At 68.4% G+C, this 17,883-nt stretch carries 18 protein-coding genes; 8 read left to right on the top strand and 10 right to left on the bottom strand.

The genetic code is table 11. From position 1 onward, the window contains the following. Positions 1-176 precede the first annotated feature (176 nt). Positions 177-2,063 carry a DUF3857 and transglutaminase domain-containing protein gene (locus tag U5809_RS17570; RefSeq protein WP_322087626.1) on the top strand — a complete coding sequence of 629 codons (1,887 nt, stop codon included), beginning with the start codon at positions 177-179 and terminating at the stop codon, positions 2,061-2,063. Between the two features lie 69 nt (positions 2,064-2,132). Further along, on the top strand, positions 2,133-2,303 hold the full coding sequence (locus U5809_RS17565; protein WP_322087469.1) for a hypothetical protein: 171 nt from the start codon (positions 2,133-2,135) through the stop codon (positions 2,301-2,303). 21 nt (positions 2,304-2,324) lie between these two features. Here the strand turns inward: U5809_RS17565 and U5809_RS17560 are convergent, their stop codons facing one another. Further along, the gene (locus U5809_RS17560; RefSeq protein ID WP_322087468.1) at positions 2,325-3,374 is read right to left on the bottom strand and encodes an AraC family transcriptional regulator; all 1,050 of its coding nucleotides are present in this window, start codon (positions 3,372-3,374) and stop codon (positions 2,325-2,327) included. Between the two features lie 70 nt (positions 3,375-3,444). Here U5809_RS17560 and U5809_RS17555 point away from each other — a divergent pair, with 70 nt between their 5' ends. Next, the gene (locus U5809_RS17555) at positions 3,445-4,656 is read left to right on the top strand and encodes an MFS transporter (RefSeq protein ID WP_282507709.1); all 1,212 of its coding nucleotides are present in this window, start codon (positions 3,445-3,447) and stop codon (positions 4,654-4,656) included. Positions 4,657-4,686: 30 nt separating this feature from the next. Here the strand turns inward: U5809_RS17555 and U5809_RS17550 are convergent, their stop codons facing one another. From U5809_RS17550 to U5809_RS17535, 4 genes are all read right to left on the bottom strand, one after another. Further along, entirely contained in the window at positions 4,687-5,532 is an 846-nt protein-coding gene (locus tag U5809_RS17550) for a helix-turn-helix transcriptional regulator (RefSeq protein ID WP_322087467.1), read from the bottom strand. Positions 5,533-5,580: 48 nt separating this feature from the next. Continuing rightward, positions 5,581-6,138, bottom strand: coding sequence for a carboxymuconolactone decarboxylase family protein (locus tag U5809_RS17545; protein WP_322087466.1), 558 nt, complete (start codon positions 6,136-6,138; stop codon positions 5,581-5,583). Between the two features lie 135 nt (positions 6,139-6,273). Beyond that, positions 6,274-7,035: an isocitrate lyase/phosphoenolpyruvate mutase family protein gene (locus U5809_RS17540; protein ID WP_322087465.1), complete on the bottom strand. Its 762-nt coding sequence runs from the start codon at positions 7,033-7,035 to the stop codon at positions 6,274-6,276. Positions 7,036-7,169: 134 nt separating this feature from the next. Further along, positions 7,170-7,637 carry a MarR family winged helix-turn-helix transcriptional regulator gene (locus U5809_RS17535; protein WP_176046311.1) on the bottom strand — a complete coding sequence of 156 codons (468 nt, stop codon included), beginning with the start codon at positions 7,635-7,637 and terminating at the stop codon, positions 7,170-7,172. Positions 7,638-7,718: 81 nt separating this feature from the next. Here U5809_RS17535 and U5809_RS17530 point away from each other — a divergent pair, with 81 nt between their 5' ends. Both U5809_RS17530 and U5809_RS17525 read left to right on the top strand, forming a co-directional pair. Continuing rightward, positions 7,719-8,087 carry a hypothetical protein gene (locus U5809_RS17530; protein ID WP_282507705.1) on the top strand — a complete coding sequence of 123 codons (369 nt, stop codon included), beginning with the start codon at positions 7,719-7,721 and terminating at the stop codon, positions 8,085-8,087. 82 nt (positions 8,088-8,169) lie between these two features. Beyond that, positions 8,170-8,787, top strand: a complete 618-nt coding sequence (locus U5809_RS17525; RefSeq protein WP_282507704.1) for a glutathione S-transferase family protein — start codon at positions 8,170-8,172, stop codon at positions 8,785-8,787. A gap of 133 nt (positions 8,788-8,920) precedes the next feature. On the opposite strand, the gene U5809_RS17520 is transcribed toward U5809_RS17525, so the two are convergent. The 4 genes from U5809_RS17520 to U5809_RS17505 all read right to left on the bottom strand — a co-directional run bounded on the left by U5809_RS17520 (position 8,921) and on the right by U5809_RS17505 (position 12,964). Further along, positions 8,921-9,643, bottom strand: a complete 723-nt coding sequence (locus tag U5809_RS17520; RefSeq protein WP_322087464.1) for an HAD-IA family hydrolase — start codon at positions 9,641-9,643, stop codon at positions 8,921-8,923. A 23-nt stretch (positions 9,644-9,666) separates the two neighbouring features. Next, positions 9,667-10,638 (bottom strand): ornithine cyclodeaminase family protein, encoded by a 972-nt coding sequence (locus U5809_RS17515; RefSeq protein WP_322087463.1) that lies wholly within the window; start codon positions 10,636-10,638, stop codon positions 9,667-9,669. Between the two features lie 107 nt (positions 10,639-10,745). Beyond that, positions 10,746-11,876 carry a DSD1 family PLP-dependent enzyme gene (locus tag U5809_RS17510; RefSeq protein WP_322087462.1) on the bottom strand — a complete coding sequence of 377 codons (1,131 nt, stop codon included), beginning with the start codon at positions 11,874-11,876 and terminating at the stop codon, positions 10,746-10,748. Positions 11,877-12,004: 128 nt separating this feature from the next. Then, a complete protein-coding gene (locus U5809_RS17505; RefSeq protein ID WP_322087461.1) occupies positions 12,005-12,964 on the bottom strand; it encodes a LysR substrate-binding domain-containing protein in 960 nt (319 codons plus the stop codon). 129 nt (positions 12,965-13,093) lie between these two features. On the opposite strand from U5809_RS17505, the gene U5809_RS17500 reads away from it, so the two are divergent. From U5809_RS17500 to U5809_RS17490, 3 genes are all read left to right on the top strand, one after another. Then, positions 13,094-13,969: a LysR substrate-binding domain-containing protein gene (locus tag U5809_RS17500; protein WP_322087460.1), complete on the top strand. Its 876-nt coding sequence runs from the start codon at positions 13,094-13,096 to the stop codon at positions 13,967-13,969. Between the two features lie 242 nt (positions 13,970-14,211). Continuing rightward, positions 14,212-15,348 (top strand): iron-containing alcohol dehydrogenase PsrA, encoded by a 1,137-nt coding sequence (psrA, locus tag U5809_RS17495; protein ID WP_322087459.1) that lies wholly within the window; start codon positions 14,212-14,214, stop codon positions 15,346-15,348. A 16-nt stretch (positions 15,349-15,364) separates the two neighbouring features. Then, positions 15,365-16,810, top strand: coding sequence for an MFS transporter (locus tag U5809_RS17490; RefSeq protein WP_322087458.1), 1,446 nt, complete (start codon positions 15,365-15,367; stop codon positions 16,808-16,810). A gap of 25 nt (positions 16,811-16,835) precedes the next feature. Here U5809_RS17490 and U5809_RS17485 read toward each other — a convergent pair whose 3' ends face one another. Continuing rightward, positions 16,836-17,750: an NAD(P)/FAD-dependent oxidoreductase gene (locus tag U5809_RS17485; RefSeq protein ID WP_322087457.1), complete on the bottom strand. Its 915-nt coding sequence runs from the start codon at positions 17,748-17,750 to the stop codon at positions 16,836-16,838. Positions 17,751-17,883: the final 133 nt, after the last annotated feature.

Below are 17,883 nucleotides of genomic sequence, written 5' to 3'. Positions count from 1 at the left end.
GACGCTTTCATGTCTCATTCTAGGCCGGCGGGCACCGGCTTGACGCGTGCGTATGCGTCGCCCACACTGGCCGCACGAGTGTCGCGCGGTTGCCCCTGATCGCTGCGCAACCGCGCTTTCCGTGAACCGCGACGAGGTGCGATGTGGTGCGCTTTTCTGTCGGTCTGGCCGGCTGGATGCTGGCATGCGCTGCTGCGTTCGGTGCGTCGAACGCCGTCGATGCGACGACGGGCGCGGGCCCGGCGGCGGACGGCGCAAGCGATGTTGCCGACGAAGCCCCCGTCACGCTCGTCAGCGACGTCCACGAATTCGTGATCCAGCACGACGGCTCGCTCGACGAGCACGACGATTCGATCCTGCGCGCGAACAACGCGAACGGTATCGACGCGGTCGCGCAGCGCTACGTATGGTTCGACAAGAATCTCGAGCAGGTCGACCTGCTCGCGGCCGAGACGATCGACCGCGAAGGCGTCGCGCATCCGGTCGGCGCGGACGGCATTCGCGACGTGCAGGAGCCGCGCTCGGCCGGCGCGCCGACGTTTCAGGACGGGCTGTTGCGCACCGTCGTGTTTCCCGGCGTCGAAGCCGGGTCCAGCACGCGCGTGGCGTTCCGCAAGACGCGCACGAAGCCCGTCAATCGCGGCTACTTCGGCTACTACGTCGAGCCGTCGCGCGAGCCCGTCGACAGCCAGCGGCTGATCTTCGACGTGCCGGCCGACATGCCGTTGTACGCGGATGCGCGCGGCTACGTCGCGCTGCCGCCGGTCACGGCGAACGGCCGCACGCGCTACGAATTCGATTACCGGCACGGCCCGTACGACCGCATCGAGAGCGGCGCGGTCGGCTACCCGACCTACGGCGACCGCCTCGTCGTCTCGACGCTGCCCGACTACGCGGCATTCGCCGCACGCTACCGCAACGCGGCTGTCGACCCGAGCGCGGGCGATCCGGCCGTCGTGCAGCTGGCGCGTGCGCTCACCGCCGATGCCGCCGATCCGCGCGACAAGGCGCGCATCCTGTACGACTGGGTGCAGGCGAACGTGCGCTACGTCGGGCTGTTCCTCGGCGAAACGGCCGCCGCCCCGCATCGCGCGACGGACATCCTGCGCAACCGCTATGGCGATTGCAAGGATCATGTCGCGCTGTTCGGTGCGCTGCTCGCGGCGATCGGCATTCGCAGCGAGCCGGTGCTGATCAATCTCGGTTCGGTGTACACGCTGCCGTCGGTGCCCGGTTACGGCGGCGGAGCGATCAATCACGCGATCACGTGGCTGCCCGATCTCGCGCTTTACGCGGATACGACGACGGCCGGCATCGCGTTCGGCTACCTGCCGCCGATCGTGATGGATCGCCCGGCGCTGCTGGTCGACACGGGCGTGCTGTCGCGCACGCCGGCTACGCAGCCGCGTGGCCGCGTGGCGAGTGTCGAGATCGACGCCGCGCAGCCCGGCGCCACGCGTTTTCATGCGTACGTCGAGGACAGCGGCTGGACGGCGGAACTCGAACGTAACCTCTTTCGTCGCGCGCCGCACGACCGCATCGATCAGCTCGCGACCGAACGTCTGCGGCAAAGCGGCCTGCGCGGCCGCGCGCAATTGTCGACCAGCGACCGGCGCGTGACCGACGGGCCGTTCGACGTGACCGTCGCGGGCACGCTCGATCATTTCGTATGGCCCGATGGCACGACCGCCTTGCCCGCGCTGTCGAGCCTCACGGGCGGTATCGCGACGCAGGTCGAGAGCTGGCTGGCCGAGCCCGTGCGCACGCAGCCTTGGGGCTGCCTGGGCGGCACGTTCGACGAGACGGGCCAGATTGCCTTGCCGGCCGGTGTCGTCGTGACCGACCTGCCGCCGGACGCAGCCGTGCACGACGGCTTCGTCGACTTCACGTCGCATTACGTGTTCGATGCAGCCGCGCGCGTCGTGCAGGTCACGCGGCGGATGAAGGCGGATTTCGGCCGCCAGGTGTGTACGCCCGACGAATTTACCGCGCTGCGTGCGTCGCTCGAGCGCATCGAGCGCGATACGCAGGCACAGATCGTCGTGCGGGCGAAGCAGCGTTGAGCGGCGTGGGCACGACGTTCGCTACGCACGGGCGAATGGCCGGAGCCGGCCGACGTGCAGGAGGACATCATGACGGAACGGGATCACGAGATCGCCGATCTCTCGAAAGACTTGCTGGGCAGGATCGTGCAGGGCGTCGTCGCGAACGGCGCAGCCGTGGATGCGCAGCAGTGTGCGGCGCTTGCCGTGCAGTGCGCGACGGCGCTGATCGACAAGCTCGAAGCGAGGGGCGGCGGTTGAGCGCCGACGTGACGCCGGCCGCTACGCTTCGACACGCACCTCGCCATCCGCGCGCACCGCGCCCGGCGGCTTGCCGACCACCCTTTTGAACGCACGGCTGAACGCGGCCAGCGAACCGTAGCCGAGCCGGTACGCGACGGCTTCGATCGTCTCGTGATCGCGTGCGATCCACTGCGCGGCGAGCCGCATCCGCAGATCGGTCAGGTAGCGCACGGGCGTCATCCCGGTGGCCGCGAGAAACCGTTCGGCGAACACCGAGCGCGACACGCCCGCTTCGGTTGCGAGTTCCGCGACGCTCCAGTTGCGCCCCGGGTCGCGATGCAGCGCGACGATCGCGCGGCCGAGCTTCGGCTCGCGCAGCGCCTGCACCCAGCCCGTCGCGTCACCGCATCCGCACTCGACCCAGCCGCGCACGATGAACGCAGCGACCACATCCGCGAGCCGCGCGAGGATGCCCGCGAAGCCCGCGCGCGCCGTGCACGCTTCGCGTTCCATCGCGTCGAGCATCGGGCGGATTTCCGGGTAGCGCGCGAGCAGGGTGCCGACGTGCATGAACTCGGGCATCGTGCCGACCAGCGGCTGCATGCCGCCGAGATCGAGCTCCATGCACGCGCTGAAGATCAGCGCATCGCCTGCGCCCGGTTCGGTCGTCGCGCAACCGGCCGGCGATGCGCCGGCCGACGCCACCGACGCGACCGTATCGCAGATCTTCGCGACCTCGAAGCCGTTCAGCTCGCGGCACGGCGCATCCGCGTCGGACACCAGCGCGTGCACGCGGCCGTGCGGCAGCAGGATCGCGTCGCCGGCCTCGAGCCGCGTCGTGTCGCCCGACGCATCGCGCAGCAGCACGGGCCCGCGCACGACGAAATGGAACTGCGCGCGGCCCGTCACATGGCCGAAATTCAGCCCGAACGGCCGCGCGACCTGGATCCGGCGGTACTGCACGCCGCTCAGTCGCATCCCCAGCAGAAGCTCGCTGACGAGGTCGTGCACATCGGGAATCGGGGGCAGAAGCGGTTCGGACATATCGAGATTCGGACGTTCGATCAATAAGTGCGGATTGTATGTCATAGACCGTCCTGACGTGGTTCCTTACGATACGCCCTCATCAGTATTTTCCCTAACCGACACGGAACCACGCATGAATCCCGGAATCTCCTCGGCCGCCTCGACGGCGGCCCCCCGCGAACCGGCCTGGGGCGCGGTATTCGCGATGACGCTCGGCGTGTTCGCGCTCGTTACGGCCGAATTCCTGCCGGCGAGCCTGCTGACGCCGATGGCCGACAGCCTCGGCGTGACCGAAGGCGTGGCCGGACAGGCCGTCACGGCCACCGCGACGGTCGCGCTGGTCACGAGCCTGCTGATCTCGGCGCTGACGCGCACGATCGACCGGCGGCGCGTGCTGCTCGTGTTCTCGGTGCTGCTCGTGGCGTCGAATCTGGCGGTCGCGTTCGCGCCGAACCTGACGACGCTGCTGATCGGCCGCGTCGTGCTTGGCATCGCGCTCGGCGGCTTCTGGACGATGGCGACGGCCACCGCGATGCGGCTCGTACCGACGTCGATGGTGCCGCGCGCGCTGTCGATCATCTTCAGTGGCGTGGCGGTCGCGACGATCGCGTCCGCGCCGATGGGCAGTTACTTCGGCCACCTGATCGGCTGGCGCAACGTGTTCCTGATCGCGGCCGCGCTCGGCGGGCTTTCGTTCGTGTCGCAGATCCTCACGCTGCCGTCGATGCCGCCGAGCGGCACGACGCGGCTGCGCACGCTGATCGACGTGCTGCGCCGGCCGACCGTCGGTCTCGGGATGTTCGCGACGATCCTCGTGTTCACCGGGCATTTCGCGTTCTTCACGTATCTGCGGCCGTTCCTCGAGCAGGTGGCCGGGGTCGGCGTGAACGGGCTGTCGGCGATCCTGCTCGGCTACGGCATCGCGAACTTCGTCGGCACGTCGCTGGCCGGCCGCGTGCTCGAACACCGGTTGCGGCCGATGCTGATCGGCATGCCCGCGTTGATGGTCGTGCTCGGCATCGCGCTCGTCGTGCTCGGCCGCGCGCCGATGATCGACGCGGTGCTCGTCGCGTTGTGGGGGATGGCGTTCGGCGGCGTGCCCGTCGCGTGGTCGACGTGGGTCACGCGTACCGTGCCCGACGAGGCCGAGAGCGCGGGCGGGCTGATCGTCGCGGCGATCCAGCTGGCGATCGCGACGGGTGCGGCGGCCGGCGGCGTCGTGTTCGACGCGAACGGCGCGGCCGGCGTGTTCGTCGGCGCGGCGGTCGTGCTGGCCGTTGCCGTTGCAACGATCGTGACCGGCGTGCCGAAGCGCGTCGGCGTGGTGTCCGCACTCGCGGAATGACCGGTACCGGCGGGCCGGGCGGCCCGCCGCTCAGCGCACCGGCGCGTGCGCGCCGAGCAACTGCCGGTGGCGCGCGTCGGTCGCGTCGTCCGCCGGAAACATGCACTCCATGCGCAGTTCCTGCGCGGCCGCGCTTTGCGGCGTGCCGACCGTCGTGACCAGCGAGAAGTAGCGCAGCACGACGCCGTCGTGAATGAAGCCGATCGGAATGACCGGCAGCGACGGCGACGCGGCCGGCGCCGGTGGCGTTTTCCAGTCACGCGGCGCCTCGGGGGCGGCGAGCAGGTCGTCGAGCAACTGCCGGGTTTCGTCGTCGATCACGCGGCCGACCGATTCGCGATGCACGCGCTGCAGCAGGCTGCGCGACACGGTGTCCCAGTCGGCGACGAACGGCTGCATGCCGAGCGGATCGAACATCAGGCGCAGCAGGTTGCGCGGGCCTTCGCGCGCAGCCATGTCGATGAAGCAGCCAAAAAAGCGCGGCGCCGCATCGTTGGTCATCAACACGTTCCAGTGCCGGTCCATCACGATCGCCGGAAACGGCTCGTGCTGGCGCACGACACGTTCGAGCGCGCGGATCACGCCGTGCATCTCCTGCGCATCCCACGGCGCTTCCGAATACACCGGCGCATAGCCGGCCGCGAGCAGCAGCGCGTTGCGCTCGCGCAGCGGCACGTCCAGCGTCTGCGCAAGCGTCAGCAGCGTGTCGCGGCCCGGCACGCTGCGCCCGCTTTCGATGAAGCTGATCTGGCGTTGCGAGATCCCCGCGTCGAGCGACAGGTCGAGCTGGCTCACGCCGCGCACGTCGCGCCAGTAGCGCAGCAACTGGCCCAGTTCGTGCGGCGGCGTGTCCGGATCGCGGCGGCTGGCGTTCATCGGATGTCCCTGGTCGTTCCGTGATCGACGCGAACGACTATATCGGACTCACACGGCACGCGCATGCCACGCGAATGCATTGAACGGCGCTTCGAGCGCGGGCCGTGTGACGCTGCCGACGTAGTTCGTGATCGTCGACGCGGCGACGACAGCGATCACTTCCAGCAACTGCTCGGCGCTGAATCCGGCGTCGAGGAACGCCTGCCGGTCGGCGTCGGCGATCCGTCCTCGCGTGTCGATCAGCTTGCGCGCGATGGCCGACAGCGCGGCCAGATTCGCGTCGGCGGGCAGGTTGCCGTGCCGGATCGCATCGACATCGCCGGGAAGCACGCCCTGTTTCAGCGCGAGCGCGGTGTGGAACGCGACCGGCCATTCGCTTGCGTTCGTGACCGCGTTGGTGAGCAGCAGCGTCTGGATCTGCGGCTCGGTGAGGCTGCTGGCGTGCACGCGCTCGAACAGGCCGATGAAGCCGTTGATCAGCACCGGCGACGCGGCCATGGCCGCCGCGATGTTCGGGACGACGCCGAAGGTTTGCTGGAGTTGCTGGAGGACGGGCTTCGATTTGGCCGGTGCGGAATCGATCGTATGAAGCGGATAGGCGGACATGACGTCTCCGGGGCGATGAGCGCCGCCGGAATGGCGGCGGGACACCCGAAGCGTAGGAGCGTGCCTGTCGCGCGCCAATTACATGGGATGTAATCGTTTGACGAGCGACAGGGCGCCCGCCGTCCCGCGCATCTGCTAACCGCCTTGCTTGACCATCGAAGCCAGCGTCTTCATCGCCTGCAGGTACGGATACGGCCCGTGGCTGATGCGTGCCACGCCGTAGTCGGCAAAATCCGCGAGCGTCGGCGTTTCCGACACGCGCATCACGTTCACGGGCAGCGGCGATGCGGCCGTCAGCGCGCGAATCAGCGCCGGCGAGCGAAGGCCCGGCACGAACAGACCGTCGGCGCCGGCCGCCGCATAGGCGCGAGCGCGAGCGAGCGTCGCATCGAGCAAGCGTTCGTCGTGCGTATCGGCGGCTGCCTTGAAGAACACGTCGGTACGCGCGTTGATGAAGTAGTCGGCGCCCGCGCGATCGGCTGCCTGCCGGGCCGCCGCGATACGGGCCGCCGCTTCGGCCGCGTCGCGCAATTCACCCGTCGCCGGAACGCTGTCTTCGAGATTGCAGCCGATCGCGCCGGCCTGGATGCTCAGCGTGATCGTGTCGCCGACATCGTCCGGCCGCTCGCCGTACCCGCTTTCCAGATCGACGGTGACGGGCAGGTCCGTCGCGCGCGTGATCCGCTCGAGCACCTCCATCATCAACGCGCGCGGCATCTGTTCGCCGTCGACGAAGCCGTTCGCCACCGCGACCGACCAGCTGCCGGTCGCCAGCGCGACGGCGCCCGCGTCGGCCACCGTGCGCGCACTGCCGGCGTCCCACACGTTGAACAGCGCCAGCGGCTGGCCCGCGCGGTGAAGCGACCGGAAATACGCGCCTTTCTCGTTGCTGCCCATGCTCGTCCCTCCTTGTGAATACCGGATCGGTTGTCGTGCCGAGCGATATTGCCACCGAATCGGGCGCCGCGAAGCATTCGCGCAATGACAACTGACAAGGAATGGCAGGAAGCGAGCGACCGCCGCGCGCCGGCTCAGTCGCGCGCAGCCGGATCGACCGACAGCGCACGCAGCTGGCCACGCAACTGATCGACTTCGCCCGGCGCGAACGGGCGCTCGATGTCAGCATGCGTCTGTTGCCACAGCGGGAACGCCTCGGCGAGCAGGTCGTGGCCGGCCGGCGTCAGTTCGAGCAGGCGGCTGCGCCGGTCATCCGGGTCCTGCACGATCGTCACGAGGCCGCGCCGCTCGAGGGGCTTGAGCGCGGCGGTGAGCGTGGTGCGGTCCATCGCGAGCAGCGACGCGACCGATTTCATCGGGGCCGGTTGCGGCCGGTTCAGCGACATCAGCAGCGAAAACTGGCCGTTGGTGAGGTCGAGCGGACGCAGCGCATCGTCGAAGATGCGCGCAAGATTGCGCGCCGCGCGCTGCATGTGCAGGCACAGGCAGCAATCGCGCACCATCAGCGTCGTTTCGAAAGGAAGCTTTTCTTTTCGTGCCATGTTGCAATTGTGTTGATATCAACCTATCTTGTCAAGGTCGAGGCGCGGCAGCCCGTCACGCCCGTCATCGGAGGAGAAGGCATGAGTGCGCAACAGCAGTTGTATCTCGCCGTATTTCTCGGGACCCAGGATAGCCCGGCCATGAAGGCGTGGGTGGCGCTTCCGGAGGAAGAGCGGCGCACGCGCGAGCGCGACGGCATTGCCGCGTGGCATGCATGGGTCGACCGGCATCGCGACGCGATCGTCGAGATGGGCGGGCCGCTCGGCAAGACCAAGACCATCGACGCAGGCGGCATCAAGGACACGGCCAACGCGTTGAGCGGCTTTACCGTCGTGCGCGCGGCGTCGCACGATGCAGCGGCCGCGCTGTTCGAAGGCCATCCGCATTTCACGCTGTTCCCGGGCGTGGCGATCGACGTGATGCCGGTGCTGGCGATTCCCGGCGCGTGAGCGACCCGTGGTGCCGCGCGTCGCGTCGATGCGCCGTGGCCCGCGTGCGGACTTTTCACGACATTCTGGATGGAGATTGGCGATGAAGCTTTACGGATTTGCCGGCACGCGTTCGCAGCGCGCGCTGTGGGGGCTGAAGGAACTGGATGCGGATTTCGAATTCGTGTCGGTCAACCTGCTCCAGGGCGAGCACAAGCGGCCCGAATTCCTGCGCCTCAATCCGGCTGGCAAGGTGCCCGTGCTGGTGGACGGCGACCTCGTGATTCCCGAGTCGGCCGCGATCGTGCTGTATCTCGCGGACAAGTATCCGGAGAAGGCGCTGCTGCCCGTCGATCCGGCGTTGCGCGCGCAGGCCTACCGTTGGGTCATGTTCGCGGTGACGGAGCTCGAGCAGCCGCTGTGGCGGATCACGCGGCATTCGTTCATCTATCCGCCGGAGAAGCGCTCGCCGGCCGACATCGAACTGGCGCGCGAGGATTTCGCGACGATGGCCGCGATCCTCGACAAGCATCTCGAAGGGCGCGAATTCATCGTCGGCGATTCGCTGACGGTGGCCGATTGCGTGACGGCCTACCTGATCGACTGGGCGAGCGAATGCCACCTGATCGAACCGTTCCCGCAGCTGCGCGCGTATCTCGAACGGCTTTACGCGCGGCCGAAGGCGCCGCAGCGGATCGCGGACGCACGCAAGGCAGCGTGAACGCGCGGCGATCGGTCATGGGCCGCATCGGCCTGGACGGCCCCTCCGTTTGTGCAGTCGGTGAACGGCGGCAGGCCGCATTTCATGGCGGTGGAGCATGCGTCGCGAACGCGGCGCACGCGGGCCCTTGCGCTCACGCTACGTCGTCGGGCCCGCCGAGCGCGCGACACAGCATCGACAGGTCGCTGAGCGTAAGGTGCGGCGTGGCGGCCTGCTGCTGCGCTCGCTCCGTTTCCGGATGCGTATCGCGAACCACCCACGCAGCCTGAAGCCCCGCGTTCAACGCGCCGACGATATCGAGGTGGAAGTCGTCGCCGACGTGCAGCAGTTCGGCCGGACGCACGTCGAGTGCGTCCGCCGCCGCATGGAAGATTTCGGGTTCCGGCTTCGCGAAGCCGAATGCGCGCGCGCTGAGCGTCGTGCGGAAGAATTCGCCGCCGCCGGTCAGCCGGAGATCCGCGTTGCCGTTGGTCACGGCAATCAACGGAAAGCGGGCGCTCAACCACGCCAGCGCAGGCAACGCGTCTTCGTAGAATTCGACGCGGTTCCGTGCCGCGTAGAACACGTCGTATGCCCGGTCGGTCAGCGAGACATCTTCGTTCGCGCGCTCCAGTGCGATGCGGATCGACCCGATTCTCATCGCACGAAAATCGCCGGCGAGGTCCGGGCGCAACCGTTCGTATTCCTCACGAAGTTCGCTCAACGCCTGTTGCGTGGGCAGCACGCTCTCGGTATTGGGAGCGTGCTCGATCAACCATGCGCGCAGCATCGCCTCGGCTCGTATGACCGACGGCCCGAACGGCCACAGGGTGTCGTCGAGATCGAAGGAGAGGGCGGAAACTTTGGTCAGACGCATGGCGGTTGAACGAGGAGGGTTGCTTACCACGGCCACGGAACGGCGGTTCCGGTGCCGTTGTCGAGGGCGTGCCGATACAGGAAGCGCGCGACGGTCAGGTCCTGAAGCGCGAGCCCCGTCATGTCGAAGACGGTGATCTCGTGCGCGGCACGGTCGACCGATGCCGCACCGGCGAGGATGTCACCGATTTCGGTGCGCGGCAAATCCGGCGCCCACTGGCACTCGCCGATGCTGCGCGCCTGATCGTGATCGTCGACGAAAATGCGCGCGCGTTCCAGCAGGCCGGCCGGGAGTTCGCGCTTGCCTGCCGTATCGGCGCCCACGCAGGTCAGATGCGTGCCCGGCTGCACGGCATCCGCGTCGAACAGCGCGCCGCCACCGGGCGTTGCCGTGATCACCACGTCGCTGTGAGTTACCGCGTCGTTCCGGTCGCGTGCCACGCCGATCGTGCATCGCGACAGGAAGGCCGATTCGAACACCGGGTCGGGCTCGCCGCTGACGTTCACGTACTGCACGGTGCACCGTTGCGGCAGCAGCCGGAGCGCGTAGTCGAGCTGGACGCGCGCCTGCACGCCCGTGCCGAACACGCAGATCCGCGTGCTGTCGCGGCGGGCCAGCTGTTGCAGCCCGAGGCCGCCGGCGGCGCCGGTCCGGGCCGTGGTGATCGCATTGCCGTCCATGATGCACAGCGGGCGGCCCGTGGCCGGATCGAACAGCGCGACGGTGGCCTGATGCGGCTCGCCGCCGAGGCGCCGGTTGCCGGGCCAGAACCCGGCCGCCTTGAAACCAAGCAGGTCCTGGCCCGCGACGTCCCCCGACTTGATGCCGAACACGCCGCCGGTGTGCAGCTTCTCGCGCACCACCGGGAACACGCGTCCGGCCCGCTGACTGTGCAGCACGAAGGCTTCGCGGACCGCCGCCATCACCTGCTCGGCCTGAAGGGCGGGTTCGACGGCATCGCGGTCGAGAAGGAGGAGTCGGGCGTCTGTCGGCATGTCGGATACGCCTTTCCGGCGCACGGTGAAACGGCAAGGTTTAAAGTGTGTCCAGATTTAGACAAATAGTCAACGTATGTGCAAGACGTGTCGATGACGCGTGTTGCCTACCATCCGTAGAAGCGCGGCCAGGCCTGCGCGATGCCGTCTTCGTCGAGGGCTTGATATTCCGGGTGCTGCGCGCCGGTGGCGCACGCGTGATTCGGCAGGATGCGCAGGCGCGTGCCGATCGGAAACCGCTGCGCGATGCCCGTGTCCGGCGTGCCCGTGCGCGACACGATCCCGTGCTCCTGATTGGCCGCGCTCATCACGTAGTCGCCGAGCACATCGCCGCCTTCGGTACAGACCTGCCCGTAGCCGAAATCGCGCGCCTGACGCTGCGTGCCGCGGTCGCGGCTCATTGCCATCCAGCCCGCATCGACGATCGCCCAGCCTTTCTCTTCCTGGTGTCCGATCACGGTCGTCAGCACCGACAGCGCGATATCGGACAGTCCGCATACGCCGATGTTGTGCATCACGAGGTCGAACATCACGTAAACGCCGGCGCGCACCTCGGTCACGCCGTCGAGGCGTTGCGCCGACAGCGCGCTGGGCGTCGAGCCGATACTCACGACCGGGCAGGGCAGCCCGGCGGCTCTCAGGCGCTCCGCGGCCCGCACCGTGCGGCTGCGCTCCTGTTCGGCGATCGCGACCAGTGCTTCGTGCGTGTCGTACTCGTAGCTGGAGCCCGCATGGGCCAGCACGCCGCCAAGCGTCATCCCGCCGTCGACCAGTGCGCGGCCGACGTCGATCAGCAGGCCGGCGTCGGGCGGGATGCCGGAGCGGTGGCCGTCGACGTCGACTTCGATCCACACGTCGAAACGCTCGCCATGTTCGCGCCCGAACCGGGCGATGGCATGGGCGGCCGGCAAACTGTCGGCGACGATCTTCAGGTCGCAGCCTTGCCGGCGCAACGCAAGCGCGTGGCCAAGCTTGGCGGGCACCATGCCGACCGCATAGACGATGTCGCGGACGCCGCCCGCGAAGAATTGCTCGGCCTCCTTGAGCGTCGACACCGTGATGCCCTGCGCGCCGGCCGCGATCTGCGCGTCGACGACATGCCGGCATTTGGTGGTCTTGACGTGCGGGCGGAACGTGACGCCGAGCGCGTCCAGATGCGTCTGCATGCGGTCGATGTTGGCGCGCATGCGGCCGACATCGATCAAGGCGGCCGGGGTGTTGAGGGATTGAATGTCCACGATGCGTTCGATGGGGAGATTGTCGACGTGGACACAGTAGGGCGGTTGGCAAGCACCGTGTTTAACGCGGGACTAATTTGCCATTAAGCGTCATTTAATCTGTTGAATCGATCGGGCCACGGCGCGACTCATGCGTTGGAGCGCCACGGCGGCGGATCGAGAAACTGCCGTGCGGCGTCGAGAAACACCCGTTGCCGCGCGGAACGGCCGGTTCGAGACGGCAACAGTGCCGTCACCGGCGCGGGCGGCAGGCGCCAGCCCGGCAACAACCGGACGAGCTTGCCGCTCGCCAGCAGCGGGGCGACGTCCCACTCGGAGCGTTCGACGATGCCGAGCCCGGCCAACGCCCATTCGGTGATGACGGTGCCGTCGTTCGACGACAGCGCGCCGGTGACGCGAATGACGGCAGGCCGCCGCGACTCGCCCTTGACGTCGCCATCGGGCGAGAACCGCCAGCGCGGGATGTCCTCGTCGTTCTCGCGCAGGCACAGGCAGTCGTATCGCGCGAGATCGGACGGATGGTTCAGGTCCTTGGTGCGGCGCGCGTAAGCCGGGCTCGCACACAGGAAGCGCTCGTTGGGCGCGAGCGGATAGCCGACCCACGACGACGACTTGAGGCTGCCGACGTGGACGACCACGTCGGCCCCCGGTGCGCTGGTCAACGGGCTGTCCGACAGATGCAGCGAGATTTCGAGCTTCGGATGCGCACGCTGCACGTCGCGCACGATCGGCGCGACGTACTTGCGCCCGAAGCCGAGCGGGGCGACGACGCGCAGCGTGCCCTGCACGTCGCCGTGGTCGCCCGCGATGCTGACCGGCAGCGCCTCCACGCGCTCCAGAATCTCGACGGCTTCCTGGTACAGCCGCTGCCCTTCGTCCGTCAGCGCAATCCCTTTCGGCTGCCGCACCGCGAGCCGGGCGTTCAGGCGCGCTTCCATCCGCTGCAGGCGAATCGTGACCGCGGGCGGCGTGAGATCGAGCAGGCGTGCGGCAGCGGCCAGCGAGCGCGACGCGCCGATCGCGCGGACGAGCCGCAGGTCGTCGAGATCGAGCATTTCAACTCTCTTAATGCAGGTGATATCGGGCATTAAACCGCACTTCATGCGGTGAAGCCATCGACGTGGCAGGAACGCGCTTGTCACATTCGGCCGATACATTGAATTTCCCGATGCCGTCCGGCATTCGGCACGAATTTCCCGATCGATCGACCGTCCGTCATGACCCTCACCCAGCTTCGCAGCTTCATCGCCGTCGTCCAGCACGGCGGCTTCACCGCGGCCGCCCGCGCGCTGTCCACCAGCCAGACGACGATCACGTCACAAATTCAGACGCTCGAACAGGAACACGGCGTCGAGCTGTTCCACCGGCGCGGCCGGCGCGTCGAGCTGTCGGCGGTCGGGCTCGAATTCCTGCCGATCGCGCGCCGCATCTGCAGCGACGAGAGCGATGCGGCCGCGCTGCTGCGCGACAGCGGCGCATTGCAGCGCGGCTCGCTGAAGATCGGCTCGGTCGGGCCGTTCCACGTGACCGAGATGATCGAGGCGTATCACGCGATTCATCCGCACATGCACCTGTCGGTCGCGCTCGGCAATTCGGAGACCGTGCTGCGCGATCTCGACCAGTACGTGTGCGACGTCGGCGTGGTGGCGCGCGCGTTCGAGGATGCGCGCTACTTCACGCAGCGCTATGCGAGCTTTCCGGTGATCGCGTTCGTGCGCGCGACGCATCCGTTCGCGACGCGCGATGCGATCACGCTGCGCGAACTGGCCGGTGAGCCGCTGCTGATGCGCGAACCGGGCTCGACGACGCGCCGTGCGCTCGAAGACGCGATGGAGGCGGCCGGCCTGACGCCGCGCATTGCGATGGACATCGGCAGCCGCGAGGCGCTGCGCGAAGCCGTCGCGCGCGGGCTCGGCGTCGGCACCGTGTCGCAGGCCGAATACGTGCCCGACGAGCGGCTGCGGCCGCTGCGCATCGACGGCGATCCGGTCGAAACCCATATCCACGTGTGCTGCCTGAGCGAGCGGCGCGACAGCCGGCTGGTCGCATCGTTCTTCGATGCGGTCGCGCGGTGCCGGCCGCTCGACGCGTGACGGCGGCCCTCCGGTGCCGGCCCGCGGCGGCGATCGATCGAAAAATTCGATCGATTCATAGTCAATGACCGGGATTTTCGATCATGAACGCGTCATCGCGGATGCCTAACCTGCTGCTCATCCCCACTCCACTCAGGGACGAGCATGAATTCCGCAGCAGATTGGCCTTTCAACTTGATTCGTCATGCAGATTATCGGGCCGTGCGCGTGCATGGCGCGCCGTGTCGCGCGGGAGCGGCGGCATGAGCGACTGGCGCTTCCACAATCCTGTCCGGATCCGCTTCGGCGTCGACGCGCTGGCCGATCTGAACGACGCACTCGCCGGCCGCAGCTACGCGATCGTCACGTATCCCGACGCGGTGTTCGCGCGGCTCGCCGACCGTGTCGAAGCGCAGCTCGGGCCGGCGCTCGCGCGGATCGACTGCGTCGAGGCGAACCCGTCGCTGCCGATGCTGCGGCGCGCGTGTGGGCAGCTCGCCGCGCTGCGCGACAAGCCCGGCGTGCTGGTCGCGCTCGGCGGCGGCTCGGTGATCGATTCGGCGAAAGTGCTCGCCGCCGAGCACGGCGATTTCGACCGCGTGCTGCGCATCCTGTCCGGCGACGCAGGCGACGGCCAGGCGGCGCGGCCCGCGCTGCCGATCGTCGCGATTCCGACCACCGCCGGCACCGGCAGCGAAGTGACGCACTGGGCGACCGTCTGGGATCCGCACAACGCACGCAAGCTGTCGCTGTCGCGGCCCGATCTCTACCCGGAAACGGTGATCGTCGATCCGCGCCTGATGGTCGGCCTGCCGATGCAGCCGACGCTCGCGAGCGGCCTCGACGCGTTGTCGCACGCGCTCGAAAGCATCTGGAACGTCCATGCGAACCCCGTGACGCGCGGCCTGGCCGTGCAGGCAGCGCGCGAACTGATCGACGGCCTCGGCCGCGTGAGCGCACGTCCCGACGATCTCGGCGCGCGCAGCGACATGGCGCTCGGCGCGCTGCGTGCGGGGCTGGCGTTTTCGAACACGCATACGGCGCTCGCGCACAACATCTCGTACGCGATCACGCTGACGCGCGGCGTCGCGCACGGGATCGCGTGCTCGTTCTGCCTGCCGGCCGTGATGCAGGCGGCGCTCGGTGTCGACGACGCATGCGACGCCGCGCTGCGCGAGATCTTCGGCGACACGGCGTCGGCGCCGGCACAGCTCGACGCGCTGCTCGGCGCGCTCGGCGTCGCGAGCCACCCGGCCGCCTACGGGATCGGCGCGCACGAATGGGCGCGGATCGTGGACCACGCATTCGACGGCGCGCGCGGCCGCAACTTCATCGGCACGCGCGCGCGTTTTCCGCATCTCGACTTCAGCCCGGCACAACCCGGGCTGGCGCTTCACTGACGAGGAACCTTCCATCATGAAACCGTCTCACCCGATCGAAACGGACGCGCTCGCGCGTCTGGACAACCTGCCGTGGACACGCTTCCACACGCTGATGCTGGTCGCGCTCGGCGTCGGCTGGGCGCTCGATTCGTTCGAAACCAACATCATCGGCAGCGTGTTCGGCGTGCTCAAGTCGCACTGGCACCTGAGCGCCGCGCAAGGCTCGCTCGCGGTCAGCATCTGGGTGTTCGGGATGCTGGTCGGCGCGATCGCGTTCGGCTATCTGGCCGATCGCTATGGCCGCAAGCGCCTGTTTCTCGCGACGCTGCTCTGGTACGCGTTCTTCAGCGTCGCGACCGTGCTGTCGTGGAACTACGCGTCGTTCCTGTTCTTCCGCGCGATGACGGCGCTGGCCGTCGGCGGCGAATATTCGGCGGTGACCGCGACGATGGGCGAGTTCATCCCGAAGCGCCATCGCGGCCGCACCGACGCGCTGATCCTGTCGGGCTTTCCGGTCGGCGCGCTGCTGTCGGCGGCGGTGTCGTATCTGGTGCTGAACCAGCTGCCGGCCGAGTGGGCGTGGCGTGTGGGCTTCGGCCTCGGCACGACGATGGCGCTGGTGTTCTTCTGGATTCGCCGCGTGATTCCGGAATCGCCGCGCTGGCTGATCCAGCAGGGGCGCGTGGCGGAGGCCGATGCGATCGTCGAGCAGATCGTCGCGAGCGCGGCGCGCGATTCACACGCACCGGCCGATCGTGCGCAATTGTCGAAACGCTACGTGCCGACCCGTTTCGCGCATCAGGCGCCTGCGTTCTGGCGCAACGTCGGCGAGCTGTTCGGCGCGTATCGCGCGCGCTGCGCGCTGGCCGGGGCGCTGAACTTCTCGCAGGCGGCCGTCGTGTACGGCGTGCTGTCGCTGATGGCGCTCGTGATCCTGCCTTACATGAAGGTGCCGTCGACCGATATGCCGCTCTACTACATGATCGGCAACGCCGCGGCGCTCGCGGGCGGCATCGTCGCGGCGGTGCTCGTCGAGGCGTGGGGGCGGCGCGCGTCGCTGTTCGTCAGCTACACGTTCACCGTCGCGGCGATCGTGTTCATCTACGCGATGCACGCGCTGCCCGGCATGGTGCTCGGCTACTGCCTGATCCAGTTCGGCGTCACGTGGGCGTACATCTCGGGCTATGTCGTGTCGTCGGAGATCCTGCCGACGCGGATTCGCGCGACGGGGCTCGGCGTATCGGTCGCGATCGGCCGGCTCGGCGCGGTGATTGCGCCGCTGATGCTGACCAACGTCTATGCGATGTCCGGCTCTCCGTCGGCCGCGCTGGTCGTGCTGCTGGTGCTCGCGTTGCCGGGGCCGCTCGCGGCCGGCCTGTGGTGGCTGAACGGACGCGAGACGCGGCGGATGTCGCTGGAAGAGTGCAGCACGGAAGTCGGCGAGCAACCGGCCGTGGACGCCGCGCCGCGCGTCGCGTGACATCCGGCTGCACGCCGCCTTGCGCTTACGCGTGCGGCCCGAAAATCAGCGACCGGTGCACACCGACGCCGGCCGCAACGCCCGACGCCGACGCGAACGTCGCGTTGGTCATCAGGCTCGACGCGTCGCCGGCCGCATACACGCCGGCGACGCTCGTCTGCTTCCACGTATCGACGCGAATCGCATTGCCGAGCGGCCCTTCGTCGAACGCGCAGCCGAGCTGCTGCGCGAGGTCGCTCGCCATGCCGGTGCGCGCGCCGATGAACAAGGCGTCGATCGGCACGACCTGCCCGTCGGCGAGCCGCAGCGCGTCGATCCGCGGCGCATCGCCGAGGATCCCGACGACGGGCGAGCGCTCGATGCGCACGCCGCGCGCGGCGAGCAACGCGGCTTCCTCCTCGTTCGCGTCGACCACCCCCTGCGTGAACCACGTCGTCGGGCCCCAGTCGGGAATCAGGATCGCCTGATGCACGGAAAGCGGATGCGTGGCGAGCACGCCGAGCCGCTGGCCGCTCACCTCGTATCCATGGCAATACGGACAATGCAGCACGCTGATGCCCCAGCGTTCGGCGAGCCCCGGCAGCGCGGGCAGTTCGTCGCGGATGCCGGTTGCGAGAATCAGCCGGTCGGCGCTCGCGCGGCTGCCGTCGGCGAGCGTCACGTGAAAGCGCCCGTCGGCATCGCGCCCGGCCGTGCGTACCTCGCCTTCGATCCGCCGCACCGTCGGATACGCGGCGAGCTGCGCGGAAGCTTCCGCGACGATCTGCGCGGGCGGCTTGCCGTCCTGCCCGAAAAAGCCGTGCGCGTGCCCGGCAAACCGGTTGCGCGGCCGGCCCGCGTCGATCACGAGCACGCGTCGGCGTGCGCGTGCGAGCTGCATCGCGGCCGACAGTCCTGCAAAGCTGCCGCCGACCACGATCACTTCATGATGGGTATCCATGCATCAACTCCTTTCCGAACCTGCGTGAATGACACACGTGCTCCGCTGGCGGCCAACTCATGAAACACGAGAAGTTGCATGATAGGGCGGTGGTATCATTCATGCAACTTCAGAAGTTTCGAGAAAGGGGAAT

The organism is Burkholderia sp. BCC1999, from assembly GCF_905339975.1.
Taxonomy (GTDB): domain Bacteria; phylum Pseudomonadota; class Gammaproteobacteria; order Burkholderiales; family Burkholderiaceae; genus Burkholderia.
This window is presented reverse-complemented; position numbering and strand designations above follow the sequence as displayed.